The sequence below is a fragment of the Streptomyces sp. NPDC018000 genome, from assembly GCF_044328025.1.
Classification (GTDB): domain Bacteria; phylum Actinomycetota; class Actinomycetes; order Streptomycetales; family Streptomycetaceae; genus Streptomyces.
In genome coordinates, this window is the sequence record NZ_JBIRGM010000002.1 from 15,074 (window position 1) to 41,719 (window position 26,646).

The following is a 26,646-nucleotide window of genomic DNA, read 5'->3' on the forward strand; positions in this document are numbered from 1 at the left end:
GACCACGCACCTCACAGTGTCACCACGACGCCCTTGTGGCATACAAACAGTGTCCGGACGGTCTGGCGGCGGCATCCGGCCGCCGCCAGGCGTAAGGATTCGGCGCCACGCGGGGCTTCACTGGTTTGAGTACGTTGTCAGTGGGTCAGTGCACTATCGGGGTGGGAGGTGGCGTCATGATGACGCACGCGGCGTACGACTGCGATGTGCTGGTGATCGGCGGCGGGATCGTCGGCCTGTCGACGGCGTATGCGATCACGCGCACCGCTCCGGGCACCCGGGTGACGGTGCTGGAGAAGGAGTGGGGCCCCGCCCGTCACCAGACCGGGCGCAACAGCGGAGTGATCCACAGTGGCATCTACTACCGCCCCGGCTCGCTCAAGGCCCGTTACGCAGTGCGCGGCGCCGCCGAAATGGTCGACTTCTGCGCCGAGCACGGCATCGCGCACGAGGTGACCGGCAAGCTGATCGTCGCGACCGAGCGGTCCGAGCTGCCCCGGCTGCACGCACTGGTCCAGCGCGGCCGGCAGCACGGGCTGCCCGTCCGCGAGCTGGGGCCCGCCCAGATCGCGGAGTACGAGCCGCAGGTGCACGGGCTCGCCGCGATCCACGTCGGGACGACCGGGGTGTGCGACTTCGGGGCGGTCGCGGCGCGGTTCGCCGCCGAGGTGAGCGGGGCGGAGGGCGGAGTGATCCGTTACGGGGCGGAGGTCACCGCGATCGACCGGCGCCCCTGGGGTGTGGCGGTGCGTACGGCGGACGGCCCGGTGGTGCGGGCCCGGGTGCTGGTCAACTGCGCGGGGCTGCACTGCGACCGTGTGGCGCGGCTCGCGGGCGACGATCCGGGGGTGCGGATCGTGCCCTTCAGGGGGGAGTACTACGAGCTGGCGCGGCCGGAGCTGGTGCGCGGCCTGGTCTATCCGGTGCCCGATCCGGCCTTCCCGTTCCTCGGCGTGCATCTGACCCGGGGCCACGACGGCAGCATCCACGTCGGGCCGAACGCGGTGCCGGCGCTGGCCCGCGAGGGGTACGGCTGGCCCGTCGTACGCCCCCGCGAGCTGGCGAACACCCTGGCCTGGCCCGGCACCTGGCAGATCGCGCGCAGACACTGGCGGTACGGGGCGGGCGAGGTGCACCGTTCACTGTCGAAGCGGGCGTTCACGACAGCCGTGCAGCGGCTGCTGCCCGAGGTCACGGAGTCCGATCTGCGTCCGGCCCCGGCCGGGGTCAGGGCCCAGGCCGTGCTGCGGGACGGCACCCTGGTGGACGACTTCCTGATCCGCGAGGCCCCGCACACCGTGCACGTGCTGAACGCCCCGTCGCCCGCCGCGACGGCCTCCCTGCCCATCGGGCGGGAGGTGGCACGCAGGGCGCTGCTCCGGGCACGGGGGACGGAGTGGAAACCGCCCGCCGTAGAATCGGGGCATTGTGTCTGAGTCCCTGAACCCCTCCGCAGATCCCTCCGCGAATCCTTCCGCCCCGAAGTCCCGCGATGCCGTGGCCGGGATTCCGGACGATCTGCGCGCCGCCTCCTTCGAGCGGCAGCGCAGGCTGCGCCAGGAGCCGCGCTTCCCCGGCGGACCCGCGATCGATCCGGCCGGATCGCACCACGAGCGCCGGATCCGCAGCTTCCAGCCGCGCCGCAGCCGCGTCACGCCCGGCCAGGAGGACGCCCTGCTGCGGCTCTGGCCGAAGTGGGGCCTGGACATCGACGGGCAGCGCCTCCTCGACCTGCCCACTCTGTTCGACGGGCTCCCGGTCGTACTGGAGATCGGTTTCGGAATGGGTGAGGCCACAGCGGAAATGGCGGCCGACGACCCGGGTACGGGCATTCTCGCCGTCGATGTGCACACCCCGGGCCAGGGCAATCTGCTCGGTCTCGCGGACCGGAACGGCCTGTCCAACATCCGGGTCGCCAACGGTGACGCGATCATCCTGCTGCGCGAGATGCTGAAGCCGGACTCGTTGGACGGGCTGCGGGTGTACTTCCCCGACCCGTGGCCCAAGAAGCGCCATCACAAGCGGCGGCTGATCCAGCCGGAGTTCCTCGATCTGGTGGCGCAGCGGCTGAAGCCGGGGGCCGTGATCCACTGTGCGACCGACTGGGAGCCGTACGCCGAGCAGATGCTGGAGGTGCTGACCGCGCACCCCCTCTTCGAAAACACCCAGACGGACGGCGGCTATGCGCCGCGCCCTGCGTTCCGGCCGCTGACCCGGTTCGAGGGGCAGGGCCTCGACAAGGGCCATGTCGTGCACGACCTGCTCTTCGCCCGCCGCTGAGACCCGCGGGCGCAGCCGGCGACGGGACCTGACGGACCCGTCGCCCCGTGGCCGGCTGTCAGTGCTGATCGTTAGGGTCGTCGGATGGTGTCCGACGGGTCTGTCCAGCAGCGGCAGTCACAGCCGGCCGTCCCGCTTCTCGAGGAGCAGCGGGTCGGCGAGATCCTGGCTTCCGTGCCGGAGCGCAAGCACTGGCGTTACCGGCCACGCCGCGTCGGCATGGTGTGGCGCAGCAGGACATTCCGCATAGCGGCCGTGTTCACGGTGCTCGCGCTGTGCGGTCTGGCGATCCTGGCCCTGGTCCGTGACCAGACGGGCACCGAGGGCTTTCTCGTAGGTCTGGGTCTCGCCGTGCTGCCCGTTCCTCTCCTGATGGCGGCGTTCCGCTGGCTGGACCGGGTCGAACCGGCACCGTGGCGGAATCTGCTGTTCTCCTTCGCCTGGGGTGCGTTCGCGGCCGCCCTGGTCGCGATCACCGCGAATTCGTTCGCGACCCGCTGGATAGCCACGGCCGCCGCCGACCCGTCGGACGCCGACACCCTCGGCGCCACGGTCATAGCGCCGGTCGTCGAGGAGAGCGCCAAGGCCGCGGCCGTCCTGCTGATCTTCCTGTTCCGAAGGCGGGAATTCCACGGGATCGTCGACGGTGTCGTCATCGCCGGCTTCACCGCGAGCGGCTTCGCCTTCACCGAGAACATCCTCTATCTGGGCACCGCCTTCGGTGAGGACCAGCAGATAGGCACCTCGGGCATCGCCTCGGTGACTGCCGCGACGTTCTTCGTGAGGGCGGTGATGTCGCCGTTCGCGCATCCGCTCTTCACGGTGCTGACCGGAATAGGTTTCGGGCTGGCCGCGGTCACTCCGAAGCACCGCCGGATCCGCCGCATCGCACTGCCTTTGCTGGGTCTCGTCCTCGCCATGGGCATGCACGCCCTGTGGAACGGGTCGGCGTCATTCGGCCCGTACGGCTTCTATGCCGTGTACGGGGTGTTCATGGTCCCGGTCTTCGGCCTGGTGACCTGGCTGGCGATCTGGTCGCGCCAGCGGGAGCTGCGTATGCTCTCCGCCGAGCTTCCGGCCTATGCTGCGGCCGGCTGGCTGACCCCCGCCGAACCGCTCGCCCTCTCCTCGATGCGGGCCCGCGGCATGGCACGCGAAGCGGCACGCCAACGACACGCCGCCGCAGCCTGGGGAGGCCCGTACGGACCGGGGTACGCGCCGGCGTTCGGGCCGGGCCATGTGTCGCCCGGGCGCAGGCCCTCGGCCCGGGTCAGTGCTCATGCCAAAGCACAGGCCGAGGCCCACGGCAGGGCTGCCGCCCGCGCCGTCGCCGAATACGAATCGTTCGCGACGTCACTGGCCTCGCTGCGCCTACAGGCCCGCCGCGGGACGGCGGGCCCGGACTTCCCCGAACGCGAGCTGGAGCTGCTGCACCACCTCTGGCAACGCAGGGAAGTGGCCGCTCCCGCCCTGACGTACGCGGCGCAGGCCATGGGCCTCCTGCGCCCCCACCCCCTGTCGACGCCCCCGTACGCGTACCCGTTCCCGCAGCCCGCGCAGTACGGCGGCTACGGCCACAACCCCTGTCTCAACTCGCACCGGCCGCCGCCGCAGTAGCCCTCGTCAGGCGGATGCCTCGGTGAGATCGGCCAGTTCCTGCTCGGTCAGCGAGAGGCCGGCGACGGCCACCAGCGCGGGCAGCTGCTCGACCGTACGGGCCGAGGCGATCGGCGCGGCGACGGTCGGCCGGGACGCGAGCCACGCAAGCGCGACGGTCGCGATCTCCGCGTCGTGCTCCTGGGCGACCCTGTCGAGCGCCGCCAGGGCCTTACCGCACCATGTCCCGTCACGATGCCGCCGGCATCGCGATCGGACGCCGCGCCCTCGGACACCCCATCAGGCGTCGGACGGCACCGCCCCCACACGACCGGAGTGATCGTGCGGGGCATCGGACCGCCCAGGCCCCACCAGGCACTCGGGGGCGTGAGGGAACCCGCCCACCCGCAACGGATCACGCCCCTGGAGGCGTGCCGCCGAACGGGACGCGAAAGCGGGAACCCAGCGCATCCAACACCGTTCGGGATGCGCCCAGAACGCAGCAGTGGGTCCAGGACCCACTCACGCGCACTGGTTAGGAACAGTGAGCGTCAGGACTGCAAGAACCGGCTCGGATCAAGCGGGCCGAAAGGCGGGCCGGCGGATCAGGGGTTGAGGCCCTTGGCGCGCAGCCAGGCCATCGGGTCGATGCCCGTACCGTCGGGGGTGTGGACCTCCAGGTGGAGGTGCGGGCCCGTGACATTGCCGGTCGCGCCGACCCGGCCGATGGTGTCACCGGTGGCGACCTTCTGGCCGACGCTGACGCCGATCGAGGACTGGTGGGAGAACGACACCTCCGTACCGTCCTCGAGCTCCAGCACCGTGTGGTAGCCGTACGAACCGGACCAGCCCGCCGACTTGATGGTGCCGCCGTGTACGGCCTTGATCGGGGTGCCGGTCGGCGCCGCGAAGTCGAGGCCGGTGTGGTGTCCGGAGGACCACATCGAGCCGGCCTGGCCGAAGGTCGAGGTGATCGTGTACGACGAGGTCGGGATGGCGTAGCTGGCGGCGAGCTTGGCAAGCCGCAGCGCCTCGGCCTTCGCCTTGGCCTTCTCCTCCGCCTTCTTCTTCTCGGCGGCGGCCTTGGCCTCGGCCGCATCCTGCTGCTTCTTGGCCTCGGCGGCGGCCTTCTCCGCGGCCGCCTTCTCCTGGGCCGCCCTGGCGTCGGCGTCGGCGGCGGCCTGCTGCTGCTCGGCCTGCTGGAGGATGCGGGCGCGGAGTGCCTCGCCCGCATCCGTCGCGCCCTGTTCGGCCTCGGCGGTAGTGAGGCCGGCAGTGGTGAGCGGGGCAGCAGCGGCGGCCTCGGCCTTGTCGTCCTCGGACTCACCGGAGAGCAGCGAGCCCACACCGGGAAGGGACTTGGCGTCGGGGAGGTTGTCCGAGATGGAGTCGGGAAGGGAGATGGAGACCGGCGGCTTGCTCTGCGCGCTGGCCATGCCGCCCGCGCCGACTGCCGCGATGACGCCCACCCCGAGCACCGTGGAGCTACGGGCAAGTCCGTTGCGCTGCTTGGCGATGCGGTGCTTGCCGCGTACGGGGCGGACGGACTCCTCGGTGGGGTTCCACTCGCCCCAGCTCCTGTCGGGCTCACCGTTGCCGTCGGAACCGAATTGGCTGCCGAACTCACCGGTGAAGTCGCCGCCCGGCTCGGTGCGGTAATCGGTGCCGTAATCGGTGCCGAACGCCGTCCTCGTCGCGGTGGTTCCGTGGTCGGAGCCGAAACCGGATCCGACGTCAGCACCGACGTCGGAACTGAACTCGGGGCTGAACCGAGAGGGGGCCTCGGGGGCAGGCTTGTTGGACGCCACGGGGGCGCACTCCTTTCCTTCCTTCTCGCCTACCGGGTTAGCTGACGGGTTCGGAGCAGGAAGGTCTCCTACGGGCGCCTCTGCCTCTCACGAGACACAGGTGTCCGATTCACCCCATGTAGATGGTTCCCCGGTTCCCTTGCGGAATTCGGCGCTCGCGCACGGTGCCGCCACTGACGACGGCTGGGACGACCGCGCTGCGTTATCGAACGTTAATAGACGCAGGGGCCTGATTCCAAGCTGTTCCCACTGATCGTTCAGGTCTTTGGCCTGGACTTTACCGGCACAACCGGGTGGAATCGGGCGAGTTGATTGCCTCTCAGTCACTACCCAGTTTCTGACGTTGCGTCAATTGTTATGCGGAGCGACGCCTTTCGATTACGTACGGTGGCGTCCTCCGCCCAAGGCCTCGTCCCAGGCCGCGCGAAGCACCCGACCCGCGCGAGTCAGCGGGCCCGCGCGATGCACCCGACCCACCCGTCACGCCTCTTCCAGGCCCACAATCCTCACGATCCTGCGCCGGTCCGGCTGCCCCTCCGCGGGACGTACGACCGCGAGCAGCGCCATGTCGTCGGTCGTCTCGCCGCCCGTGTGCAGCCGTACATCATCGGTCAGCCCGGACAGCAGTTCCTCCGGCCCCGGAAAGATCCGACCGCGCAGCCGGGCCGCCGGATCGTAGAAGACCCCATCGGCGTTCCGCGCCTCGGAGAGACCGTCGGTGTAGAGGAGCAGGGTCGCCCCCGCCGGCAGATCCCATTCGTCCGCCCGGTCGGGCCACACCCCCAGGTCCATCCCGAGCGGCAGTGCGGGCACCGAGGGCCTCAGCACCTCCAGCGTCCCGTCCGCGTACAGCAGGAGCGGCTCGGGGTGACCGCGGTTGACGATCCGCACCCGGGGCACCCCGGGCGGGATCTCGGCCAGCACAGCGGTGGTGAAACCCTCCACCGCGTCCAGCCCACCCCGCGCCCACTCCCGCGCCAGCGCCCGCTCCAGCCGCTGCGCCACGCCCTCCAGTGAACGCTCCTGCTCGGCCGCCTCCCGGAAGGCCCCGATAAGCACCGCCACCGACTCCACGGCGCCGAGTCCCTTTCCCCGTACGTCCCCGACCACCAGCCGCACACCCTGCGGGGTGTCCGACACGGCGAACAGATCGCCCCCGACGTACTCGTCCGCCTGCGCCGCCTCGTACCGCGCCGCCACATGCAGCCCGCCGATCCGGTCGGACGGCTTCGGCAGCACCGCCCGCATGGCGGTCTCCGCGATGACCCGCGCGGAGGCCACCTCCTCAATTCCGCGCCGTACGACCGTGTTGATCACGACCGCGAGGACCGAGACGGTGGCCAGGGTGAGCAACTCGATCAACGGCACGACCAACGGCAATGTGTTGCTGTACAGCCGCAGCACGGCGACAGCCAGCACCGAGGCAACGCCGATGCAGATGGTCCTGGACAGCGAGAAGAACGGCGCAGCGATCAGCGGCGCCGCCACGAACAGCGGAATGGCGGTGAAGGTCGGCGGGGTGAGGAGATCGAACGCCAGCCCGCCGAGGATCATCAGGGCGGGCAGCATACGGACGAACCGCATGGCACGGCTGTCACCGCCCTCGGTATGTCTGCCGCGCCGTTTCTGCCGCTTCCCCACCTGTGGTCTCCTGCCCGGTACCCGCGCGGCTGCGGACGGTACCGCGCCCCACTCCCAGGCTCACCGGAGCGGTGCGGCGCGGCGACTCCTCACCGGCCAATGGGGTACTTGTCTTGCGTGGTACAGCTCACACACGCACGGGCCGTCCACTCGTTGCCCCGGAACGCGACGAGGAAATGAATCAGGCCTGGCACGCTGTATGCGTGCCAGGCCTGATTCTTCAGTAGCGGGGACAGGATTTGAACCTGCGACCTCTGGGTTATGAGCCCAGCGAGCTACCGAGCTGCTCCACCCCGCGTCGGTGAATACAACTCTACGGCATGTCCGGCGCACTCATGACCACTCGGCCCATCATGACCGCCGCTTTCGGTCCGAGGCTTTCGGCCCGTTGCTTTCGGTCCGTGCGCCCGGCATGGCCTCAGGCGTACGGAAGTCACCTGGCCTCGCCGCCCTCAGTCCGTCTCGGAGATACGGGGAGTGGCCTTCCCTTTGAACGCCGGCTGCTTCATCGGGTTCGCGCCGCGCTGCAGCGCGTGGAGGATCGCCAGCCCCTGGCCGACCACGCCGGCCGCCATCTCATTGACGCCATTGGTGCCGTTGAGAACGGTGAGATCGGCCCCGGACATACCGCGGGCGGCGGCGTCGGCCAGGGCGGGCAGATTCTCCACGATGCGGTTGGCCGCGATGAGCTCCTGGTTGCCGTCGCGCAGCGAGGCGGCGCGCACGCTGTTGGCGTCGGCCTGCGCCTGAGCGAGGGTCCGCTCGGTGTACGCGCCACCGTCGGCCTCGAACTTCGCCCGGTCGCGGGCCGCTTCCGCGAGGGTGCGCTGACGGTACGCCTCGGCATCCGCCGGACGCCTGACCTCTGCTTCGAGCCGTTGCGCCGCGAGTGCGGCCTGCCGCTCGGCCAGCGCCGTCTGCTCCTCGATGACCTCCTGCGAGGCCCTGGCCTGTGCGAGTGGCCCGGCCTGCGCGGCCCGGGCGTTGTACTGCTCGGTCTCCGCGAGGAAACCGGCCCGCTTGATCGCGGTGTCACGTTCGTACTCCGCCTTGAGCGCGGCGGCCTGCTGCTCGCGCTGGCTGGCTTCCTGGTCGGCCTTGGCCTCGGCGATCCGGGCCTGGCTGGCGACCGCGGCGGCGTGCGGAGCGGCGAGGTTCTTGATGTAGCCGGTGGCGTCGTCGATCTCCTGGATCTGGAGGGCGTCCACCACGATGCCGAGCTTCTCCATCTCGCCATGGCTGCCCGCGATGACCTCCTGGGACACCCGGTTGCGCTCGCGGATGATCTGCTCCACTGTCAGTCCGCCGACGATGGAACGCAGGTGGCCTGCGAAAATCCGGCCGACGAGCTCCTCCATCTGCTCCTGCTCGGTCAGGAAGCGGCGCGCCGCGTTGGCGATGGACACGGCATCGTCGCCGACCTTGAAGACGGCGACGGCCCGGACGTTGAGGCGGATGCCCTGCTGCGTCACGCAGTCCTCGGTGATCTCCGCCTCGCGCAGCGCCAGGGAGAGCATGCGCGCCTTCTGCTTCACCGGGAGCACGAAACTGCCGTGACCGGTGACGATCCGGAACTGGGTGTCCAGCGTCTGCCCCTTGGAACCGGATATGAGCATCGCCTCGTTGGGGGCGGGAACGTGCCAGAAGAACATCGGAAGACTCCTGCCGTACGTGACTGCCCGACACGGGCATGTCATTGCTTCGGCTCAGGACGGCAGGCGCTCCACGATCACGCCGCGCGCCGAGACCACATCGATGACAACGACACGTACGTCCCTGTCGATCGACGTGGCCGACCATGCGGTGTAGGCCTCCGAGCCACCCCGTACGGCCACCAGTACTTCGCCCGGGCCACCGGGCGGAATCGGCACGGTGACGCGGCCGATCGCCCCGACCGGGCTCCGGGCGGACTCATCTGCCCTGCGCATGCGTCCTCGCGAGCGTCCCTGCGTACGCCTGGTCACATCGCCGCTCACGCCGCTCTCCGCGTCGCGTCTCACGCCGCTTCATGAACACGAGGCGACCCCGCCTCCTGGAGGCTGGAGCCTCCCTCGACATTTCCACGGTACTCCGCACCCGCCCCGGAGGATCGACCGGAAGGACGGCCTCGCGCAACAACGAGCGAGGGTAATTATGTGGTGATATGACTGCTTTACCAATTCAGTCAGCCGACGCGATGAGCTCGCAGTGACCGGGGAGCCGACAGTGGACAGTTACCCCCTGCTCAACCTCTTCTGGACCATGCTCTGGTTCTTCCTCTGGATCATGTGGCTGTTCCTACTTTTCAAGATCGTCTCGGACATCTTCCGCGACGACGACCTCAGCGGCTGGGGCAAGGCCGGCTGGCTGCTCGTGGCCCTGCTGCTGCCGTTCATCGGCGTCCTCGTGTACGTCATCGTGCGCGGCAAATCCATGGGGCAGCGGGACATCAGGCAGGCGCAGGCACGTAATGCGGCCTTCAAGGCGTACGTACGTGAGGCCGCCGGCACGGAGAAGGGCGGGCACGTCGACGACCTGGCGAAGCTCGCCGAGCTGAAGGACAGGGGTGCCCTCACGGACGAGGAGTACCAGCGGGCGAAGACGAAGCTCCTCGTCTGAGCGCGCCGGCCCCCGTCCTGGCGCTCTCCCGCAGCCGTGACGCGTATGCCTCCCTCCCCGCGCTCCGGCGAACTGGCACGGCTCCCGGACCACGGGGAGGCTTGAGACAACAGCCCACGGAGGCCGGTTCCGTCCGCGGTACTCGGAGTGCCGCATCTCGGCGAACAGGGAGATGGCGGTCCATGAACGGCAGCACACTCGACACCCTGGACTCGATGCGGAGCGCGCTGCGCGGTCCCGTCATCGGTCCGCAGGACCCGGAGTACCGAACCGCCCGCACGATCTACAACGCCATGATCGACAAACGTCCGTCGGCCGTGGTGCGGTGCCGCGACACGGCGGATGTCATGGCCGCAGTCGATTTCGTCCGGGACGAGGGGCTCGTGCTCGCGGTCCGCGGCGGCGGACACAGCGGCGCCGGCCTGTGTCTGGTGGACGACGGAGTCACCATCGATCTGTCACCCATGCGCTGGGCGCACATCGACCCCACGGCGCGAACGGCCACGGTCGGCGGCGGCGCCACGCTGGGCGACCTCGACCACGCCGCGCACGCCTTCCAACTGGCCACCCCCGCCGGAATCCAGTCGACCACCGGCGTCGGCGGCCTCACGCTGGGCGGGGGGCACGGCCACCTCACCCGCCGATACGGTCTGACGGCCGACAACCTGCTGGCCGCGGACGTGGTCCTGGCGGACGGCACTTCGGTGACGGCGAGCGGCACCACCCACCCCGACCTGTTCTGGGCGCTGCGCGGCGGGGGCGGGAATTTCGGCATCGTCACCTCTTTCACCTTCCGGATGCACCCGGTGGACACCGTGGGCGTCGCCATCACCCTCTGGCCGGTCGACCGGACCCCCGACATACTCCGCTGGTACCGCGACTTCCTGCCGAACGCCACCAAGGACCTGAGCGGCTTCTTCGCCGCGCTGACCGTGCCGCCCGGTCCCCCGTTCCCGGAGGAGATCCACGATCAGAAGGTGTGCGGTGTCGTGTGGTGCTGGACCGGCGACCCCGGCCTCTTCGAAGCCACCCTGAAACCCGTGAACGACCCCGGCCCGCCCGCGTTCCACTTCACGACGCCGATGCCCTACACCGCCCTGCAGTCCATGTTCGACGAGCTGCTCCCCGCCGGCCTTCAGTGGTACTGGCGCGGCAACTTCTTCGACCGGATCACCGACGACGCCATCGCCGTCCACGCCAAGTACACCGAGAACCTGCCCACCGATCTGTCGACGATGCACCTGTACCCGGTCGACGGCGCCGCCCACCAACTGGGCCCCGACGACACCGCCTGGGCCTACCGGGACGCGGTCTGGTCCGGCGTCATCGCGGGCATCGACCCGGACCCGGACAACGCCGAGAGGCTCAGGCAGTGGTGCGTCGACTACTGGGAGGAGCTGCACCCGCACTCCATGGGCGGTACCTACGTGAACTTCATCGGCGCGGGCGAGACCCCGGACCGGATACGCGCCACCTACCGCGACCACTACGACCGCCTCGCGGCCATCAAGCGCACCTACGACCCGCACAACCTCTTCCACGCCAACCAGAACATCGAGCCGGCGGCCTGACCCGGATGTCGCGCCGCTCGGCGTATCGGCCGTACGGCACGACCATCAGCATCGTCCTCCGCTCGGGCCGGCAGGAGCCGGCCAACGATCCCGGAAGCCCGCAGAACGGGACCAGCCCCAGATCAGATGTGCTCTGACCTGGGGCTGAGGCGTAGGCCGTGTGGGACTCGAACCCACAACCAACGGATTAAAAGTTCGAATTCAGGCGTGCCGCCGGGTGGTGCCCGGTGACGAATCTCAACTCCCGCGCAGGTCAGCAGGCCAGGGCCCCGCCATCCGGTATCGGCCCGTGTCGGCCCTCTATGGCGCGTCCGTGACCACTCCCGTGACCACGTGACCACCGCGCCGCCGACACGACGGCGGCCCCGCCACGGCGACTCCAACGCCGGACGGGGCCTTGATCCGAACCCCTTCTGATCAAGGAGTCCAGACTCATGCAGGACCGTACCCCGGACGGTGCCGTGCGCGACTTGCTCGCGGCCGTTCTCGACGCGCTCGACATCCCCGCGCCAGCTACGACCGGCGGCGCCGAAGCGTACGAACGTGTGCTGTGCGACCGCGCCATGCACGCGAAGATCGCATTGCGCGACGTTCTCGACGGCGCCCCGCTCGGCGTCGAGTGGACTAGCGCCTACCTGTGCGAACGGCTCGCCGAGCACCCGCCCACCGGCTACGTCACTGGCGAGCAGGCGCGCGCCGCCCTGGCCGCGGGCAAGACGTGGTCCGAAGCTGTCGCCCTTCCCAGGGAGGGCCAGTGAGCAGGCAGCAGCGTTTGTCCGTGCGCCGTACGGCGGACTTGGATGCCGACTTGGCCTTGTTGCAGGGGACGGGTGTGACGGCGTCGGACGTCGTGCGGCACGCGGTACGACTTCTCGCGCAGGCGCACCGATACGCCGACCAGTGTGCGCAAAGTCGCGGCGGCCATCGGCCGGCGGTTCTGTCCATCCGGACTGGTGACCTGTTCCCGGTGATGCCAGTGTTCGACGGGAGCAAGAAGGGCGTGTGACGAGGCAGGGGCCACCGGTCGAACACGGGTGGCCCCTGTCATACGTGCAGGTCAGAAGGGGGGAATGGCGGGAACACGCGAGCAGATCGCACGAGCGGTCTTGGCGGGGTAGGAGGCGGAGCGCCGACGGGAGTCACCTTTGGTATGCCCGTACCCGCGTACGTCGCTGCTCCGGTCGGCGTGGGTCCGTGGCTACGCCCGCGCACGGCCGCTAGCTGTACTGACCGGAGACGTTGATTGAGAGCAGGCCGTTCTGATCGGTCACGTGGCTGGGGTTGAGTGTCTTTCAGCCAGGTCTCTGGCGAGCTGGCTGATGCGTTTGCGGGCTGTCTGCGGGGTGAGTATCTCGATGTGGTCGCCGAATTGGAGGAGTTGACGCACTGACTCGATGTCGGGGTAGCAGACGACGACGGTGCATGATCCGTTTTCCGCATCGGAGACATCATGGATGCGTGTGCCGAGGATGCGCCGCGCCAAGTCGAGGCCATGTTCTGGCAGGCGAAAGGTCACGCTCACGCGACCTTGCCCCTCGGTGCGTTCCTTCAACGCGGCCCATCTGGTGCGGAGGGTTTCGTCTGGTCGAAGAGCAACTGGCGCGTCGAGTTGTTCGTAGGCCGAGAGTCGTTCCAGAGCGAACAGCCGACCATCGCCCCTGTGATCGGCAACGAGATACCAGCGGCCGGACTTCGCCACGATCCCGTACGGGTCGACCACCCGCGTTGAGGCCTGATTCTCGGCGCTGCGCCGGTATTGGATTCGCAGTCGGCGTCGGTGCCGCAGGGCCGATGCCAGATCGGCTACGTCGACCGCTGCCTCTGAGTCGGCAAACCATGCGGTGCTGTCCACCAGCACTAGATCCGCCAGTCGCAGCGGGCTTGGGTACTCAGGTGGTGCGGCCTGACGGGCGGCGATCTTGCGTGCGGCCGACTCCCACATCGCAGACAGGCCCATGCGCTCACGTTGCGTGCTGTCCAAACCCGCTACGGAGAGTGCTTCCAGCTCTGGTGGTTCCAGATGGGATGCGTTGAGCCGTGCACCGGGGAGCAGGACGATCCCACCGTTGCGCCCGCGTTCGGCATAAACAGGCACCCCTGCAGTCGAGAGCGCCTCAACGTCGCGCAGCACAGTCCGCCGAGACACCTCCAGACGCTTGGCCAGCTCGGCGGTGGTGATGCGCTGGCGGGCCTGCAGGAGCAACAAGAGGTGCAACAACCTTGAAGCCTTCACGCTGACCAATGTTCGCAGAAAAAGATGACAGGTTCTGTCGCGATTCGGCGATCAATTGAAGCGGTACCGAGAAATCACTGAGTTGAGGAGCGCTCTATGCCCGCACCGAACCTATTCCTGATCGGCGTCCGCGACGCCAAGTCCGCTACCACCTTCTACAGCGACCTGTTCGAGATCGAACCGACCTTCACCAGTCCCCACTACGTAGCTTTCGAGGTTGCCCCCGGCGTCCTGTTCGCGCTGTGGACCGGCTACAGCGAGCACGCGGTCCCGAACACCCCTCGCACAACCGAGGTCGGATTGATGGTGCCGGGACCACCGTCGGCAGTTGACGAAATCTTCACGAACTGGGTCTCAAAGGGAGTCCACGTCGTGGAGAGGCCGCACGACGCTGTCTTCGGTCGCACGTTCGTGATCACGGACCCCGACGGCAACCTCATTCGGGTATCCCCGGTGGACTGACCTGCACGCCCCACACCCGCCAAGTTCGTTCTCGAAGGGCCGACCACACACACGATGGTCGGCCCTTCGCCCTATCCAGGAGCGCAGAAATGTCACATCCGAACGCTGTCCTCACCCCGCGCCACCGCATGAAAGTCGCTCGACTCGTCGTTGACGACGGCTGGCCAATCAGCGGCGGGTTCCGTCGACGGCGGCGATCGGCCGGGCACGGCTGCGGCTGGGCCCCGAACCGCTCAAGGCATTGTTCGCCCGGGTGTGCCGACCGGTGGCCACCGAGACGACGGCCGGGGCCTGGTACCGCGGGTGGCGCCGACCTGCTGTGGCGGGTGAAGAACAACGCGGTCCTGCCCGTGGTCGAGACCCTGGACGACGGCTCGTACCTGTCGGAGATCGTTGCCGCGCGGGACAAGAACCGCCGGGCCGACCCGATCACGGTCCGAGTCATCGAGTACACCCTCGACGACTGCGCCAACGGCACGGTCTACCGGCTGATCACCACGATTCTCGACCCGCAGGCCGCTCCGGCGGCCGAACTGGCCACCTTGTATGCCCAGCGGTGGAAGATCGAGACCACGCTGGATGAGATCAAGACCCACCAGGGCGGACCCCGCCTCGTCCTGCGCTCCCGGCATCCGGCCGGCGTCGAGCAGGAGATCTTCGCGTTCCTGCTGGTCCCCTTGCGCGACCTGATGCACCAGGCCGCACAACAGGCAGGACGGGATCCGGACCGGATCTCCTTCACCCGCACCCTGCACGTCGTCCGCCGCCACGTCACCGGGCAGGCGGCGCTTTCCCCCCTGCCGACTCGGCCGGGCCCTGGCACACGCCCTGCGTGAGATCCGTGAACGACTCCTGCCGCCCCAGCGGCAACGGTCCAACCCCCGCGTGATCAAACGCAAGATGGCCAACTGGAAACTCAAACGAGCCGAACACTGCCACCCACCCCGCCCAGAGAAGCCAACCGTCACGATCACCAAGCCGACCAAGACCAGCCCGACCCGCCGGTAAAACGACTAAATCACCGGTATTGGGGCTAGGGTCGCGGTCCGCTATGAGGCCACTGTCCTCGTAGCGGCCATCAACGAGTGGCTGTGATCAGCACGTGTCCCTAGAGCTCGTAGTCCTGTGCCAGCTCGTCCCAGCGAATGCTGCGAAGAGCGAGATCAGCATTCTCGCCCGACGGGACCTCCGGGGTGGCCTGGAACCAGGCCACGATGAGAGCGGAGCGGTGCAGCACTGCGTCGAGTTCAGGATCGACCGCTGTAGAGCCGAAAACACCGATGCAAGCCACGGATGGCAGCACCTCAACGGGTCCGAAGGCGCCGACGGTCTCGTCCGGGTACTCGCGGGAGGGCGGAACGAGATGCACCGGCGCGAAGGAGAACGCATGCTCGGCCTGTCGCAGGAGGCCGCTGACCTTCATGTCGTTGATGCGCTGGCACGGATAGCCCTCCAGCATCCCCCCATACGTCGTAGACATCCGCAGCTCGGTGAGCTCGATCGAACGACCGGACGAGAGGGCTATGTGGCTCAGCGACATGCCGACACCCTATGTGCATGATCCGCTTCCGATACACGGCCTAGCAGGGGCGCCGGACAGCGAGTAGGGCACGAGGCCGCCCCGTCCGCTGTCGCATCACCAGCGGGCGGGGCGGCCTTGCGGGGGCGTTCAGCGGCAGCGCGGGCACTCACAGAGCGGCCACACGGATGTCGAGAGCGGTTCGAGTGGCTCCGTGCTACGGATCTTCCTGCGGGCCCCCCATGTCCGGCCGCTGTCGCGAGACACCCGGAACGTCGCCAGCGTGACAGGTTTGGTCTGCGGCGTCGTGCCACGCCGGGGCGGTGACTCTGGCCGGGGCTCGGACGAGGGCTCGGGCGTGCTCCCGTTCACTGCTGCCCTTCGTGCGCGTGGCGGCACATCTCGACGGAGTAGTCGGTGGCCTGTGACCACTCGCCTGCTCTGGCGGCATCAGCGCGTTGCCGGTCCAGAGCCGCGCACACGTTGCACCCCGGAACCGGTTTGACCGGTGGCGTGGGCTCCAGCAGGTGCACTGGTTCCGTGGGGGTGGTCTGGCGGGGCGTGCCCTCTGCCATGTTGTCGCTCCCTCGTGGGGTCGGCCACGTTCCCCGGGCCGTTCACGCGGTCGGGGTTTCTCGTGACCGCAGACGCTACGAGCGCGGATTCGGAACCGGCCAGCGATGTTCATAGATGTTCACGACACCATTTCGGCGCCTACGACTTGGGCTTTCGTGCCCTTGACTCACACCCTGGCCAAGACAAGGGTGTGAACATCCTTGTACACCAGGAGCGTTGGAGGTCCACGTGTCTTTAAGGTTCATCGGTATCGATCCGAACACTGGGCAAGGCGAGAGCCCGACCGTGTGGGTCGACGAGAGCAGAGGCGAACTTGTCATTCAGGGATGGAAGCCTGACGCGGCGACGGAGGCTGAGTGCGCCCGTTTCGAAGTACCGGGGCACGCTGTCGGTATCCCGGACAACGAGCAGGTGGTGCGGGTGCCGGTCCGCATGGTGTCGATCCTGAGGGAGGCATGTGATGTCGCAGAGCGTGCCCAGCTTCGCTGAGCTGCTGGACAGCGCCCGCGAGTCGGCCGTGCATCTGGAGATGCGCGACACGTACGGCGTCACGTCCGAGGCCGATGCGGTCGCCCGCTGGCGGGAGACCGGAGAAGCCGACACCGACCCTGACTCGCCATACTGGGCGCCATGGACCAGCCTTGCCCGCCGTACCGTCGCCCGCGGCGTCATCATGCGCCGGGCCCGGATCATCTCCGTACCGGTGTCCGCGTACATCCGGTACGAGCACGCTGGCACGGTCGTGAACATCGCTGCTGGTGAAAACGTGCGCTGGCTTCCGCGGCGGCAGGCATCCGACCTTGCCTTGCCTGGCAACGACTTCTGGCTTATCGATGGCCGGCTGATCCGGTGGAACCACTTCACCGGGGATGGGGCGTCGGCCCCTGGGGAGGTCAGCACGGATCGCGCAGCGGCCCGGCTGTGCGCTGAGGCGTTCGAGGCGGTGTGGCAACGGGCCATTCCGCACAGTGAATTCAAGCTCGACTAGGTGAAGGGTTCAGCCGCACCACATGCCCGCTTCCCCGTCTTCCTCGGCCCAAGCTGCCCGTGAGCGCGTCGCCCGTCGCCTGCGTGACCTGCGGGCCGACTCCGGCCTGACCGGGAAGGAACTGGCCGTGCGGTGCGGCTGGACGCATCCGAAGACATCTCGGATAGAGAACGCCCGCACTCCGCCGACGCCGGAGGACATCCGCCGGTGGTGCCACGCGTGCGGCTCGGAGGACCAGGCCGCGGACATCATCGCTCAGTCCCGGGACGCTGAGTCCGCGTACATGGAGTGGCGGCGGCAGATGCGTGCCGGCCTCAAGCGGCTACAGGACAGCTACGTGGACCTGTACCAGGCTACGGAGCTGTTCCGGGTCTACTCGCCTACCCTCGTCCCCGGACTGCTCCAGACGGAGGGCTACGCCCGCGCAGTGCTGTCCCACGTCGCTGAACTGCTCGACGTGCCCAACGACGCGGACCAGGCCGCGGCGGCCCGGATGGAACGGTCCCGGATCGTGCACGAAGCGGGACACCGGTTCGTGATGGTGATCGAAGAGAGCGTTCTCTACTACCAACTCGGCGACGCCGACGCCATGGCTGCCCAACTCGGCTATCTCCTCACGGCCGGTGCCTTGCCGTCAGTGTCTCTCGGCATCATCCCCCGCACGAGGCGGGAACGCGGGTTGTGGCCGCAAGAGCTGTTCCACGTGTACGACGACGCGTTGGTGTCCGTGGAGTTGATGTCGGCCCGCGTGCGGATAACGCAGCCATCGGACGTTGCCTTGTACGTGAGGGCGTTCGAGCGGCTGCGGAGGATGGCCGTGTACGGGGCGGATGCCCGCGCCCTGGTCCTGCGGGCCATTGAAGCGCTGCGTTGAACACGGCGCAATCGGGTACGGCGCGGCCCCGGCGGTGAGGTGACACCGTTGGCGAACTTGTACAGGCCGGGCTCGCCCTGGAGTGGCCATCGCAGTGGGGGAGCGATAGTCCTGCAACGGCCCCGAACTACTCCTCCCCGGACTCGAAGTCTTCCAGGAAGTAGCTGTCGTGTCGGATGCGAAACTGCATAAGCTCTTCGCCGCCGCGTTGCGCCATTTCCGCGACCCGCTCGAAGTACTCCTCGCGTGGGGCGCCTGGGGAGAAGAGCATGAGCATGGACATGGGCTCGTCGGTCACGTTTTTGAAGGCGTGCAGGCCGCCGACCGGTACATACAGGAAGTCGCCCGCGCGGCCCGTGACCCACTTCTCGCCGTTGTACAGCTCCAGTTCGCCGGAGAGGATGTAGAAGGACTCCGACATCGCCTTGTGGAAGTGGGTCTTGGCCCCAGCGGACCGTGCACCCAGCTCCACCTTGTATAGGCCGAATTCGCCGCCGGTCGACTCGTTGGTGGCGAGGTAGTGGGTAGAGGCGCCGGGTGAGGAGATGTCCGGTGGGCTGTCGGCCGGGCGGAAGGCCGCGTTCACTTGGCCCTTGTTGCCGTGGTAGCGGGCTTCCGGGTACTCGATGTATTCCGGGTACGACATGATGCGCTCCTCTTGGCAGGTCTCCACCAGCATGGTGGCTCCCGCATCCAGAAGGTGGCATCGGACTTGCGCATGATCTCGGGTTGGCCCGGGATGAGGGCTGGGGACCTAGTACTGCTAGGTGGTGGGCCGTAGGGCCGCCAGGCGAGACGTTCGTCTACGGGCTCGCGGAGTGTCAGTCCACCAGGCGTTGAGGCGGTGGAACACGTCGGCCTTCACGACCACAACGGGTCATGAAGGCGGACGTCACGCTCGCCGCGGAATTCGCCAACGGTGTCGTGAGGTCGCGGGCGACGGCGGCGGCAAGGGGACTGGGGGGCGACTTCGGCTTGGCGGCCTGCTGCGCGTAGCGGCGGCGGATGGCGTCGGCGAGGCTGGTCATGCGGTGTCACTCCCCCCGTGCATGAGCCGGTCGTACACCTCGCGGTGCTCGTTGTACGTGCGCACCTGGTCGTCGCTGCGCATGGCGAGCAGCTCGGCGCGGGTCGTGGGCGGCTGGTAGCGGTCGCGGGCGTTGTCGGCCTTGATGGCGGCCAGCATCTCGGCGTGCCGCTGCGTGGCCGGGGACACCCACCCGGACCGCTCGACGTAGCGGCGGCGCGGGGACGGGTCCGGCGCGGCCTCGGTGATGTGCTCGCGGGCCCCGGTCACTTGGCATCCCCCGCGGTGAGCAGAGCGCGCACCTGGTCGCGGTGTCGGCGGGCGTGGTCGGTGAGGGGGGCGGCGGTGAGACGGGGCTCGCCCGTCGGCATCTGCCCGGCGTCGCCCGCGGCGGCCTTGGCGAACAGGACGGCCAGCACGGCACCCGGGGTGATCGGATATCGGGTGCCGTCGCCGAACGTGAACGCGACCGTGCCCGGGTTGGCGTCGACCTTCGGCGCGGTCCGCGACGCGGGCACCGGGCGCGGCTGGTTGGTCACGTACTCGCCGTGGTCCACCTGCACGTACTCGAAGGACGGCCCGCACCCGGCCTCCCGCAGCAGGCGGCCGGCCTTGGTCACGGCCTGGTCGTGCTGCTCGACCGCGGCAACCAGCTCGGCGACGGCGGCGAGGGCGGCATCGTACTTGGCGGCGATCGGGGCACGGTCGCCCTTCCCGTCGGCGAGGTCAACGGCCTGCGCGACCAGATCGGCGCGGCGCTTCTCCTCGGCCTTGGCGGCGGCACGCTCGGCCTTGCGACGCGCAGCCTCGGCGCGCAGCTTGGCGAAGCCGCTGAGTTCGCGCTGTTCGGCGAGCTGCTGCGGGGTCACCTCGTCGTCGCCGTCGCGTACGCGTTCCTCCAGGGCGCCGAGCAGCTGCTCGGCCTCGGCGGCTTCCTGCTCGGCGGTGGTGACCTCGTCGGCGAGGTTCGGGGCGGTGCTCATGGGGCGTGGGTCCTTCCGTGGCGGTAGTGGTCGAGGGATGCGCGGTCAATTGCCCACGCTCGGCGGCCGAGGCGGTGGGCGGTGAGGTCGCCGCGGCGGGCGAGGCGGCGTACGTATTCGGGCCGGCACTCAAGCGCCGCGGCGGCCTCTGCGACCGACACGGTGTTCACGGTGCCGGGCGGGGGCGGCACGGTGCCGATATCGGAACTGTGTTCGATTGTGTCGGCCTCGGCGCCCTCTGCGGCGCGGTGGAGGTCGCGGAGCAGCGCGCGGGCGTCGGGGGTGAGGGCGCCCCCGCCGGCCTGTACGCGGTCGCGGAGGTACAGGACAAGGGCGGCGAACGTCGTGGAGGTGAGGGCGCGCGGCACGACGACAACACCCTCGGCGGGGTCGTTCCTACGGATTTGGTATCCGCTGACGGGTGCATCGTTCCTGGTCACAAGGGGGGTGCTCACGTCACTGTCACGGGTCCGGCTAGCCATCGGCGCGCCCGGTGGGCTTGGCGGGCGGACGACGGAGGGTGATGCCGGCGCGGCAGGCGAGGCGCTCCAAGTTGGCCTGCTCGCGTTCCATGGCTGCGCGGTTCCGGGCGGAGTTGCCCTCGGCTTCGGTCGCCTTGGCGGTGAGGCGTTCGAGCGTCCTGACGGCCTCGGCGATGATCGGCGCGAGCTTGGCGGCGGTGGCCGGGTCCTTTGTGCCCTCGCGGGCGAGGCGGGCTAGGGCTCGGCGGAAGCGCATGTTCACCGCGTCGAGCTCCTCGCGGCCTGGATAGCCGCGGGTGCGTCGTACGAACGGCTGGGCGGGGGCGGTGCTCATGGGGCGGGGTTCCTCTCATACATGTGAGCGCGCCTGCGCGCGGGGGGCGTGGCGACCGGTCGCGGACGCGGGGGCGGTGCTTCTCTCACGTGCGCGCGGGACGTAGGTCGTCGCGGTGCGACAGGGGGTGTGGGTAGGGGGTGGTTTCGGCGTGCGGGTGCTCGCGGTGCCGGGGGTGGTCAGGGTGCTGGGCGGGGTCCGGTCAGGGTGGGGGGTGACCGTGTTCCCGCAGGTGGCGCCTGGTTGGTCAGGGCGGTCAGGGTGATGTCGGGGAACTTTTTCTGACGGGGTGCGCGTGCGTGTGTCTGTGTGCGCGGGAAAGCTTTCTGAAATCACCCTGACCGCCCTGACCACCTGCCGTGACCTGCGGGTTTATCGGGCTATCCGCCCTGACCGGACCCTGACCAATACCCTGACCAGCCCTGACCGGACGGTGCCGGACGGTCAAGGCGGACGCCGGAGTACGACTGAACGCGGGCACCACCGACCCTGACGCGGGTCTCCTTGATGCCGACCCCGGCTGCGAATAGGTCGCGGCTGAACGTCGGTTTCGTGCCGGGGTGGTCGCGGCCTTCGGTGCGGCACCAGTCGCGCCACGCCTCGTACAGTCCGTCCTTCGGCGTGCTGGCTTCGGGGTCGAGGTGGCACCAGTCGGCGAGGAACGCGCGGATGGGGCTTGTGCTCGCTTCGAGCAGGGCGACGGCTTCGGTCGACGAGGCGGGTTCGACGAGGCGCCCGCGTTGGGTGAGTCGGTCGAGGCCGTCGAGGGACCAGTTCAAGATGCCGGGCATCTCGCGGGCCAGGTCGCGTTCGAGAGTGGTGTCCTCGCGCCCAAGGTTCGAGATGGCCATGGTGAGGATGAGCAGCCGGGAGGCGATCGCGCCCGACGAGTCGCGGAACGCCGGCAGTTCGTTGGACAGCAGCATGAACCGCGCCGGGAGGCGCCCGGACCACGGTTCCTTGTGCTTCCGGTCGACCGTGACCGCGTCCTCACCGGAGATGGTGAGCAGCCGCTCGACGATCGTTTCGGCGCCCTGCCGGGGAAGTCGGGCGTCGGCAACGATGGCGAGCGACTTGCCGACGAGATCGGCGAGGCCGAAGTTCGTCGTCAGGCTCGACATGGTCGGCCCGGTCATGTTGCGTTTGCCGACCAACGCAGTCAGGGTCCTGGCGATCGTGCCCTTCCCGGACCGCATGGGACCAACGATGAGCAGCATCTTTTGCAGGTCGGTGCGGCCGGACAGGACGTATCCGAACCACTCTTGTAGGGCCTGGATCGCTTCGGGGTCGTCGGGCCAGATGGAGTTCAGGAAGCCGAGCCAGCGCGCGGGGGCGGGTGCTTTTGGCTCGTAGTCGAACGGCACCGACACGCGGTTGAAGAACATGGGGGTAAGCGGGTGCAGGTCGCGGCTGGCGACATCGAGCAGGCCGTTTTGGCAGGCCACGATGGTGCGTTGTTCGTGCTCGCGGTCGGGCGCGGCGAGCCATGCGGGCGGCTCGGTGTCGGCGGGCAGGTGAATGATCGCGGCCATGGCTTCCATGAGGTTCGCGATCTGGGCCACCCCGCAACCCCAGCCATGTCCGGGAGTGGGCGAGCGACGAGTTCCAGGCGCTGCTGAAGGCGTCGGGTTTCGAGATCCACCACGCCGAGCTCACGCGAAGCGACGACGCCTCCAACGGCCTCTCCACCCAGTTACTCCTCGTCGGCGCGGAAGAGGCGGAGGGGGAACAACGGTGACAGCGATTCCCCGGTCCACGGGCATGCGTGTCGTTCACCTCCCGTCTCGTACCCCGTACGCGTGGAAGCTGCAGAGCCATGACTTCCACATCCTGAACGGAACCGAGATCCCCGGCGGTGACACGGTGCCGACGGCGGTCAACGCCACCTGGCTCCTCGAACATGCCCCTCTCACATGGCTCGACGTCCTGCACCTGCACCACATCGACTTCGAGGACCCCGCCACTCTTGAGCGCCTGCTCGACGCGTGCCTGGACGACGGAGTGAAGGTGGTCTTCACCGCCCACGACACGCGGCCCATGGTCGGCAGCGCCGAGGACTTCACCACACGGCTGCGGATGCTCCACTCGGCCGAGGTGGGCTGGGTCTGCCTCACCGAAGGCTCTGTCACCAAGCTGACCGAGGTCCTCGGCAAGCGTCCCGACGCGGCCGTCGTCCCCCACGGGTACGTCGCGGCCCCGGAGGAACTGGCTGGCCTGGAGCGCGAGTCCAGCGGCTCGTCCCGGTACCTCATGTTCGGGGCCTCACGGGCCAGCCGGGACCAGTTATCCACCCTGGTCAACTGGAGTCTGGGGATCACGGACCCCGACAGCGTCCTCCATGTCCTTCTGCGCGCGTTCAGCCCTGCCGACTTCGCCGATGGAGGCCGCGCTCCGCTACTACTGGAGACGGCCCGGCGCGATGCCCGTATCCGCCTGACCATGCGCCCGTATCCCACGGACGAGGAAGTGGTCGAAGCCGGCCTGGCATCGGACGCGCTGCTGCTCCCCTACCTCTGGGGCAGCCACTCCGGCCAGCTGGAGCTGGCCTTCGACCTGAACCTGCTCCCGGTCTGCTCCCTCACGGGACACCTGACCGATCAGTACGAGCAGCACAAGGGGCTGGTCGAGGAGCCTGAGTGGTTCGACTGGTCGCAGGGGCACCCCAATCTCTTCGGAGAGAAGTTCCTGACCGCGCTGGAGAACGCGGCGGCTCGGCTCGACTCCAGGCCACGCCGTCTGGATCGTGAGTTCCTTGACTACAGGACTCAGGAGCATCAGGTGATTCTGCGGCAATACGCCCGCGTGTACGGAGGTGACCGATGAACGGCCCGCCTCGTATTTCGTGCGTGATCCTGTGCCACAACTACGGTCGGTATCTCGACCGGGCCATAACGAGTTGTCTGGAACAAGAACCCGGAGACTTCGTCCTGCACGAGGTGATCGTCATCGATGACGGTTCCGTCGACGAGACCGAAGAGGTGTGCCTGCGCCACGGGAGAAACGACAAGGTCAAGGTCATTCGGAGGAACCAGCGGGGTTTCGGACAGACCCTGACCGACGCCTTTCTCGCCAGCACCGGTGACTGGGTGGCTCCGCTCGACGCCGACGACTGGTTCCACCCGTCGAAGCTGCGTACATGCGCCGAGGCGATGACGGGTGGGACGCTGTTCATCGAGCACTGGGAGCACGTGGTCGACTCCGACGGGAACCGGATGTTGAAGGAGCCGCACCCGGGCGGGAACACGAGCACGCTGGTGGTCCGCCGCGATGCCGCCCTGAGCCTCCTTCCGGTGAGCAACGAGATCTTCTTCCACGCGTTGCGCGAGGCCGGCCGAGGCATCACCCTCCGGGATCCGTTGACCTTCTACCGGGTCCACCCTCGCAGCATGACTGACCGCGGTACGCCCGGCGTCTCACAGGACTACCGGGCCGAGGTCTGCGTGGCGCTCTCGGACCGTCTCCGTGCGATGTGCGGGAATCCTCCCGCGTGGGCGAACCGTCGCCGGCTACGAAGGATCTCCTGCCATTTCCGCACGCTCGCCTTCGGCCACAGGGTGGAATCCGCCATGCAGCGGGAGAAGCGCCTGTCCGCGATATTTCTCATTCCAGGAATGCTCATGGGCACGCTCCGTTCCCGTGACCCGATAAAGCCATGGCTCCGGTCGCTCTCCAGTACGGTCGCGGGACGGCCGCTGGTGCGGCTGACGGCGGGCCCGGAACAACCGGGTCATTCATGATCAATCCGACGATGCATCGAAGGTGGCGATGATAAAATCGCCGCTTCCAATCCCACTACTGGTCAGGCCAGTTGTCCGACGCAGGAGCGTATAGGCGCCATGAGCCGTTTGAGTGAGTCCGTCACCCGTGTCATGCACATCCTCGATGGAGCGGACCTGGGCGCGGACTATACGGCCGCGCAGCTGCTCGGCGAGACAACAGCACGGCGCTCCCTCGACCTCTCCGACCTCTCCCCCCAGGAGCAGGCTGCCCTGGTCGAGGGGCGCGCGAACCACCTGATCCCCTCGGCCGCGGCACTCGCCGAGAAGATCGAGGCCGCGCAGGCGGCGGGACGTCCGTTCGTCGTCAAGTACGGCATCGACCCGACCTCGCCCGATGTCCACCTTGGCCACGCGGTGCCGATCATCATCGCCAGCCGGTTCCAGCGGATGGGCCACCACGTCGTCTTCATCATCGGCGATGTCACGGCCAAGATCGGCGATCCGTCGGGACGCTCCTCGGAGCGACCGCCCCTCACCGACGAGGACATCGCTCGCAACCTGAGTGGCTACCAGCAGCAGGTCACACCGTTCATCGACTTCGAGCGGGCCGACCTGCGCTTCAACGGCGAGTGGCTGAACAAGGTCACCCTGCCGGAGCTCGTCGGGGTTCTCGCCCGGGTCCCGGTCTCCATGTCGCTCCAGCGCGAGGACTTCCGCACCCGGCTCGCCGAGGGCCACGGGCTATCCATCGCCGAGCTCGTCTACTCCGTCGTCATGGCCTGGGACTCGGTGGCCATCGACGCCGACGTCGAACTCGGCGGCATGGACCAGCTGCTGAACCTCCAGATGTGCCGCAAGGTCATGGAGATCTCGGACCAGACCCCCGAGGTCGTCATCACCACCTCGCTCATCGAGGGTACCGACGGCACGGGCGCCAAGATGAGCAAGAGCAAGGGCAACTACGTGGGCCTGACGGCGTCGCCTGATGACGTCTACGGCCGGCTGATGTCCATCCCCGACCACCTCACCGAGCCGTACCTCCAGCTGCTCACCGAGTGGACGGACGACGAGATCCGCCTGGTCACCAAGCGCCTGGAGGAGGGAACCGCGCACCCGATGGCGATCAAGCGGATCCTTGCCGGCGAAGTGGTGGCCGCTCTCCACGGCCTGGACGCCGCTGCCGCCGCCCGCGCGGAGTTCACGGCGCGCTTCTCCAAGCGCTCCTTCGGCGACACTCAGAACCTCCCCATCGTCTCCCTGAAGGACCATGCCGAGGACACCCTCGGGGCGCTGATCCGTCACACGCTGGACTTCGCTCCCAGCATCTCCGCCGTGCGCCGTGTGGCCCAGCAGAACGGCCTCCGCCTCATCCGCGAGTCGGACGGAGAGCAGCAGACCACGCAGCTCACGGAGGCTTCCGTCCAGCAGGCGCTCAGCGCGGTCGTGAACGAGGTCGGGGCACTCGACGGTGCCGAGCTGTACCTCAAGGTCGGCCGCAAGGTCGCCCGCATCGACGCCTGAGACTCAGACCCGGCGCCGACCCACCCGTCCGGGTCGGCGCCGTTCTGTTTGCCCTCGACGCGACTGGTAGGCGCGTTTCTAGGGCCGTAATCGGTGGTCATGGGACGGGACAGCACCCTCGCTCGGCGTCGACCCGGAGCAGGATCGTCGACAGCCCGTCCGGGCGGCTCGAACGGATCAAGAAGCCCAGTCTCGGCTCAGGGCGAGTTGGCTGGCCTGACGCGCGTCGCGCTGCTCGGTGATCCACCTCTCGACCTGGTCCACGGATTTCGTGACGGGCTGATCCGTGGCGTCGAGCAATTGAGTGCGCCATCGGGGATCACCGGTGTGCCACCCGATCCAGCGGTGCCAGACCATCTCGGGCCATCTGTTATCGATGACAACGTCGGGCCGGTGACGGGGGTCGAGAGCGTGCTTCCGGTGCCACGCGGCCC

29 protein-coding genes, 1 tRNA gene, 3 pseudogenes and 1 riboswitch are annotated in these 26,646 nt (G+C 68.5%); of the genes and pseudogenes, 17 read left to right on the forward strand and 16 right to left on the reverse strand.

Annotated elements, in window-relative coordinates; translation table 11 throughout:
- The first annotated feature begins 176 nt into the window (after positions 1-176).
- The 3 genes from lhgO to ACH4EW_RS04520 all read left to right on the forward strand — a co-directional run bounded on the left by lhgO (position 177) and on the right by ACH4EW_RS04520 (position 3,897).
- Positions 177-1,436, forward strand: coding sequence for an L-2-hydroxyglutarate oxidase (lhgO, locus tag ACH4EW_RS04510; RefSeq protein ID WP_398251326.1), 1,260 nt, complete (start codon positions 177-179; stop codon positions 1,434-1,436).
- Positions 1,437-1,497: 61 nt separating this feature from the next.
- Complete coding sequence (trmB, locus tag ACH4EW_RS04515; RefSeq protein WP_398253241.1) at positions 1,498-2,280, forward strand: tRNA (guanosine(46)-N7)-methyltransferase TrmB; 783 nt, start codon at positions 1,498-1,500, stop codon at positions 2,278-2,280.
- An 87-nt stretch (positions 2,281-2,367) separates the two neighbouring features.
- The gene (locus ACH4EW_RS04520) at positions 2,368-3,897 is read left to right on the forward strand and encodes a PrsW family intramembrane metalloprotease (RefSeq protein WP_398253244.1); all 1,530 of its coding nucleotides are present in this window, start codon (positions 2,368-2,370) and stop codon (positions 3,895-3,897) included.
- Between the two features lie 6 nt (positions 3,898-3,903).
- On the opposite strand, the pseudogene ACH4EW_RS04525 reads toward ACH4EW_RS04520, so the two are convergent.
- Positions 3,904-4,110, reverse strand: a pseudogene (locus tag ACH4EW_RS04525) (aldo/keto reductase); the annotation flags it as partial.
- 2 nt (positions 4,111-4,112) lie between these two features.
- On the opposite strand from ACH4EW_RS04525, the pseudogene ACH4EW_RS04530 reads away from it, so the two are divergent.
- Positions 4,113-4,415, forward strand: a pseudogene (locus ACH4EW_RS04530) (IS200/IS605 family accessory protein TnpB-related protein); the annotation flags it as partial.
- Positions 4,416-4,481: 66 nt separating this feature from the next.
- Here ACH4EW_RS04530 and ACH4EW_RS04535 read toward each other — a convergent pair.
- The 5 genes from ACH4EW_RS04535 to ACH4EW_RS04555 form a co-directional block, all read right to left on the reverse strand.
- Positions 4,482-5,684: a M23 family metallopeptidase gene (locus ACH4EW_RS04535; RefSeq protein ID WP_398251329.1), complete on the reverse strand. Its 1,203-nt coding sequence runs from the start codon at positions 5,682-5,684 to the stop codon at positions 4,482-4,484.
- Positions 5,685-5,695: 11 nt separating this feature from the next.
- Positions 5,696-5,848: riboswitch (cyclic di-AMP (ydaO/yuaA leader) on the reverse strand.
- A 316-nt stretch (positions 5,849-6,164) separates the two neighbouring features.
- On the reverse strand, positions 6,165-7,268 hold the full coding sequence (locus ACH4EW_RS04540) for a PP2C family protein-serine/threonine phosphatase (protein WP_398253246.1): 1,104 nt from the start codon (positions 7,266-7,268) through the stop codon (positions 6,165-6,167).
- A gap of 281 nt (positions 7,269-7,549) precedes the next feature.
- A tRNA-Met gene (locus ACH4EW_RS04545) sits at positions 7,550-7,623 on the reverse strand.
- 154 nt (positions 7,624-7,777) lie between these two features.
- Positions 7,778-8,977 carry an SPFH domain-containing protein gene (locus ACH4EW_RS04550; protein ID WP_398251332.1) on the reverse strand — a complete coding sequence of 400 codons (1,200 nt, stop codon included), beginning with the start codon at positions 8,975-8,977 and terminating at the stop codon, positions 7,778-7,780.
- Positions 8,978-9,031: 54 nt separating this feature from the next.
- A complete protein-coding gene (locus ACH4EW_RS04555) occupies positions 9,032-9,253 on the reverse strand; it encodes a hypothetical protein (protein ID WP_398251335.1) in 222 nt (73 codons plus the stop codon).
- A gap of 277 nt (positions 9,254-9,530) precedes the next feature.
- On the opposite strand from ACH4EW_RS04555, the gene ACH4EW_RS04560 reads away from it, so the two are divergent.
- From ACH4EW_RS04560 to ACH4EW_RS04580, 5 genes and pseudogenes are all read left to right on the forward strand, one after another.
- Positions 9,531-9,923, forward strand: coding sequence for an SHOCT domain-containing protein (locus ACH4EW_RS04560; RefSeq protein ID WP_398251338.1), 393 nt, complete (start codon positions 9,531-9,533; stop codon positions 9,921-9,923).
- A gap of 182 nt (positions 9,924-10,105) precedes the next feature.
- Complete coding sequence (locus ACH4EW_RS04565) at positions 10,106-11,494, forward strand: FAD-binding oxidoreductase (RefSeq protein ID WP_398251341.1); 1,389 nt, start codon at positions 10,106-10,108, stop codon at positions 11,492-11,494.
- Positions 11,495-11,928: 434 nt separating this feature from the next.
- A complete protein-coding gene (locus ACH4EW_RS04570; protein ID WP_398251344.1) occupies positions 11,929-12,252 on the forward strand; it encodes a hypothetical protein in 324 nt (107 codons plus the stop codon).
- Complete coding sequence (locus ACH4EW_RS04575) at positions 12,249-12,500, forward strand: hypothetical protein (RefSeq protein ID WP_398251346.1); 252 nt, start codon at positions 12,249-12,251, stop codon at positions 12,498-12,500. The genes ACH4EW_RS04570 and ACH4EW_RS04575 overlap by 4 nt, the downstream gene beginning before the upstream one ends.
- 124 nt (positions 12,501-12,624) lie before the next feature.
- Positions 12,625-12,741: pseudogene (locus ACH4EW_RS04580) on the forward strand (Rmf/CrpP fold protein); the annotation flags it as partial.
- 20 nt (positions 12,742-12,761) lie between these two features.
- Here the strand turns inward: ACH4EW_RS04580 and ACH4EW_RS04585 are convergent.
- The gene (locus ACH4EW_RS04585; protein WP_398251349.1) at positions 12,762-13,727 is read right to left on the reverse strand and encodes a helix-turn-helix transcriptional regulator; all 966 of its coding nucleotides are present in this window, start codon (positions 13,725-13,727) and stop codon (positions 12,762-12,764) included.
- 96 nt (positions 13,728-13,823) lie between these two features.
- Between ACH4EW_RS04585 and ACH4EW_RS04590 the strand changes: the two genes are divergently transcribed.
- Both ACH4EW_RS04590 and ACH4EW_RS04595 read left to right on the forward strand, forming a co-directional pair.
- The gene (locus ACH4EW_RS04590; protein ID WP_078638018.1) at positions 13,824-14,189 is read left to right on the forward strand and encodes a VOC family protein; all 366 of its coding nucleotides are present in this window, start codon (positions 13,824-13,826) and stop codon (positions 14,187-14,189) included.
- A gap of 326 nt (positions 14,190-14,515) precedes the next feature.
- Positions 14,516-15,025: a transposase gene (locus ACH4EW_RS04595; RefSeq protein WP_398253249.1), complete on the forward strand. Its 510-nt coding sequence runs from the start codon at positions 14,516-14,518 to the stop codon at positions 15,023-15,025.
- Between the two features lie 272 nt (positions 15,026-15,297).
- On the opposite strand, the gene ACH4EW_RS04600 is transcribed toward ACH4EW_RS04595, so the two are convergent.
- Together ACH4EW_RS04600 and ACH4EW_RS04605 are read right to left on the reverse strand one after the other, a co-directional pair.
- Positions 15,298-15,729, reverse strand: coding sequence for a hypothetical protein (locus ACH4EW_RS04600; RefSeq protein WP_398251352.1), 432 nt, complete (start codon positions 15,727-15,729; stop codon positions 15,298-15,300).
- A 347-nt stretch (positions 15,730-16,076) separates the two neighbouring features.
- Positions 16,077-16,283: a hypothetical protein gene (locus ACH4EW_RS04605; RefSeq protein WP_398251355.1), complete on the reverse strand. Its 207-nt coding sequence runs from the start codon at positions 16,281-16,283 to the stop codon at positions 16,077-16,079.
- 229 nt (positions 16,284-16,512) lie between these two features.
- Here ACH4EW_RS04605 and ACH4EW_RS04610 point away from each other — a divergent pair, with 229 nt between their 5' ends.
- From ACH4EW_RS04610 to ACH4EW_RS04620, 3 genes are read left to right on the forward strand one after another with little or no spacing between them, the layout of a single operon-like run.
- Entirely contained in the window at positions 16,513-16,773 is a 261-nt protein-coding gene (locus tag ACH4EW_RS04610) for a hypothetical protein (RefSeq protein WP_398253252.1), read from the forward strand.
- Positions 16,745-17,272, forward strand: a complete 528-nt coding sequence (locus ACH4EW_RS04615; protein WP_398251358.1) for a DUF6879 family protein — start codon at positions 16,745-16,747, stop codon at positions 17,270-17,272. The genes ACH4EW_RS04610 and ACH4EW_RS04615 overlap by 29 nt, the downstream gene beginning before the upstream one ends.
- A gap of 22 nt (positions 17,273-17,294) precedes the next feature.
- On the forward strand, positions 17,295-18,146 hold the full coding sequence (locus ACH4EW_RS04620) for a helix-turn-helix domain-containing protein (RefSeq protein WP_398251360.1): 852 nt from the start codon (positions 17,295-17,297) through the stop codon (positions 18,144-18,146).
- A gap of 127 nt (positions 18,147-18,273) precedes the next feature.
- Here ACH4EW_RS04620 and ACH4EW_RS04625 read toward each other — a convergent pair whose 3' ends face one another.
- From ACH4EW_RS04625 to ACH4EW_RS04655, 7 genes are all read right to left on the reverse strand, one after another.
- Positions 18,274-18,792, reverse strand: coding sequence for a cupin domain-containing protein (locus ACH4EW_RS04625; RefSeq protein WP_398251363.1), 519 nt, complete (start codon positions 18,790-18,792; stop codon positions 18,274-18,276).
- A gap of 175 nt (positions 18,793-18,967) precedes the next feature.
- Complete coding sequence (locus tag ACH4EW_RS04630; protein ID WP_398251366.1) at positions 18,968-19,174, reverse strand: hypothetical protein; 207 nt, start codon at positions 19,172-19,174, stop codon at positions 18,968-18,970.
- Positions 19,171-19,443 (reverse strand): hypothetical protein, encoded by a 273-nt coding sequence (locus ACH4EW_RS04635; RefSeq protein WP_398251369.1) that lies wholly within the window; start codon positions 19,441-19,443, stop codon positions 19,171-19,173. Before ACH4EW_RS04635 ends, ACH4EW_RS04630 begins: the two co-directional genes overlap by 4 nt.
- The gene (locus ACH4EW_RS04640) at positions 19,440-20,156 is read right to left on the reverse strand and encodes a hypothetical protein (protein ID WP_398251372.1); all 717 of its coding nucleotides are present in this window, start codon (positions 20,154-20,156) and stop codon (positions 19,440-19,442) included. Before ACH4EW_RS04640 ends, ACH4EW_RS04635 begins: the two co-directional genes overlap by 4 nt.
- Positions 20,153-20,611, reverse strand: a complete 459-nt coding sequence (locus tag ACH4EW_RS04645) for a helix-turn-helix domain-containing protein (RefSeq protein WP_398251375.1) — start codon at positions 20,609-20,611, stop codon at positions 20,153-20,155. Before ACH4EW_RS04645 ends, ACH4EW_RS04640 begins: the two co-directional genes overlap by 4 nt.
- A 19-nt stretch (positions 20,612-20,630) precedes the next feature.
- Entirely contained in the window at positions 20,631-20,972 is a 342-nt protein-coding gene (locus ACH4EW_RS04650) for a hypothetical protein (protein ID WP_398251378.1), read from the reverse strand.
- Between the two features lie 380 nt (positions 20,973-21,352).
- Entirely contained in the window at positions 21,353-22,534 is a 1,182-nt protein-coding gene (locus tag ACH4EW_RS04655) for a phage/plasmid primase, P4 family (protein ID WP_398251381.1), read from the reverse strand.
- Between the two features lie 172 nt (positions 22,535-22,706).
- On the opposite strand from ACH4EW_RS04655, the gene ACH4EW_RS04660 reads away from it, so the two are divergent.
- From ACH4EW_RS04660 to tyrS, 3 genes are all read left to right on the forward strand, one after another.
- On the forward strand, positions 22,707-23,795 hold the full coding sequence (locus tag ACH4EW_RS04660; protein WP_398251384.1) for a hypothetical protein: 1,089 nt from the start codon (positions 22,707-22,709) through the stop codon (positions 23,793-23,795).
- Positions 23,792-24,709 carry a glycosyltransferase family 2 protein gene (locus ACH4EW_RS04665; protein WP_398251386.1) on the forward strand — a complete coding sequence of 306 codons (918 nt, stop codon included), beginning with the start codon at positions 23,792-23,794 and terminating at the stop codon, positions 24,707-24,709. Before ACH4EW_RS04660 ends, ACH4EW_RS04665 begins: the two co-directional genes overlap by 4 nt.
- Before the next feature lie 99 nt (positions 24,710-24,808).
- The gene (gene tyrS / locus ACH4EW_RS04670; RefSeq protein ID WP_398251389.1) at positions 24,809-26,212 is read left to right on the forward strand and encodes a tyrosine--tRNA ligase; all 1,404 of its coding nucleotides are present in this window, start codon (positions 24,809-24,811) and stop codon (positions 26,210-26,212) included.
- The last annotated feature ends 434 nt before the right edge of the window (positions 26,213-26,646 follow it).

Bases quoted from the DNA above. Each gene is read 5' to 3' on its own strand.
- lhgO (WP_398251326.1), top strand. From the start codon at position 177: ATGATGACGCACGCGGCGTACGACTGCGATGTGCTGGTGATCGGCGGC.
- ACH4EW_RS04540 (WP_398253246.1), bottom strand. From the start codon at position 7,268: ATGCGGTTCGTCCGTATGCTGCCCGCCCTGATGATCCTCGGCGGGCTG.
- ACH4EW_RS04550 (WP_398251332.1), bottom strand. From the start codon at position 8,977: ATGTTCTTCTGGCACGTTCCCGCCCCCAACGAGGCGATGCTCATATCC.
- ACH4EW_RS04555 (WP_398251335.1), bottom strand. From the start codon at position 9,253: ATGCGCAGGGCAGATGAGTCCGCCCGGAGCCCGGTCGGGGCGATCGGC.
- ACH4EW_RS04565 (WP_398251341.1), top strand. From the start codon at position 10,106: ATGAACGGCAGCACACTCGACACCCTGGACTCGATGCGGAGCGCGCTG.
- ACH4EW_RS04570 (WP_398251344.1), top strand. From the start codon at position 11,929: ATGCAGGACCGTACCCCGGACGGTGCCGTGCGCGACTTGCTCGCGGCC.
- ACH4EW_RS04590 (WP_078638018.1), top strand. From the start codon at position 13,824: ATGCCCGCACCGAACCTATTCCTGATCGGCGTCCGCGACGCCAAGTCC.
- ACH4EW_RS04600 (WP_398251352.1), bottom strand. From the start codon at position 15,729: ATGTCGCTGAGCCACATAGCCCTCTCGTCCGGTCGTTCGATCGAGCTC.
- ACH4EW_RS04605 (WP_398251355.1), bottom strand. From the start codon at position 16,283: ATGGCAGAGGGCACGCCCCGCCAGACCACCCCCACGGAACCAGTGCAC.
- ACH4EW_RS04615 (WP_398251358.1), top strand. From the start codon at position 16,745: ATGTCGCAGAGCGTGCCCAGCTTCGCTGAGCTGCTGGACAGCGCCCGC.
- ACH4EW_RS04620 (WP_398251360.1), top strand. From the start codon at position 17,295: ATGCCCGCTTCCCCGTCTTCCTCGGCCCAAGCTGCCCGTGAGCGCGTC.
- ACH4EW_RS04625 (WP_398251363.1), bottom strand. From the start codon at position 18,792: ATGTCGTACCCGGAATACATCGAGTACCCGGAAGCCCGCTACCACGGC.
- ACH4EW_RS04630 (WP_398251366.1), bottom strand. From the start codon at position 19,174: ATGACCAGCCTCGCCGACGCCATCCGCCGCCGCTACGCGCAGCAGGCC.
- ACH4EW_RS04640 (WP_398251372.1), bottom strand. From the start codon at position 20,156: ATGAGCACCGCCCCGAACCTCGCCGACGAGGTCACCACCGCCGAGCAG.
- ACH4EW_RS04650 (WP_398251378.1), bottom strand. From the start codon at position 20,972: ATGAGCACCGCCCCCGCCCAGCCGTTCGTACGACGCACCCGCGGCTAT.
- ACH4EW_RS04665 (WP_398251386.1), top strand. From the start codon at position 23,792: ATGAACGGCCCGCCTCGTATTTCGTGCGTGATCCTGTGCCACAACTAC.
- tyrS (WP_398251389.1), top strand. From the start codon at position 24,809: ATGAGCCGTTTGAGTGAGTCCGTCACCCGTGTCATGCACATCCTCGAT.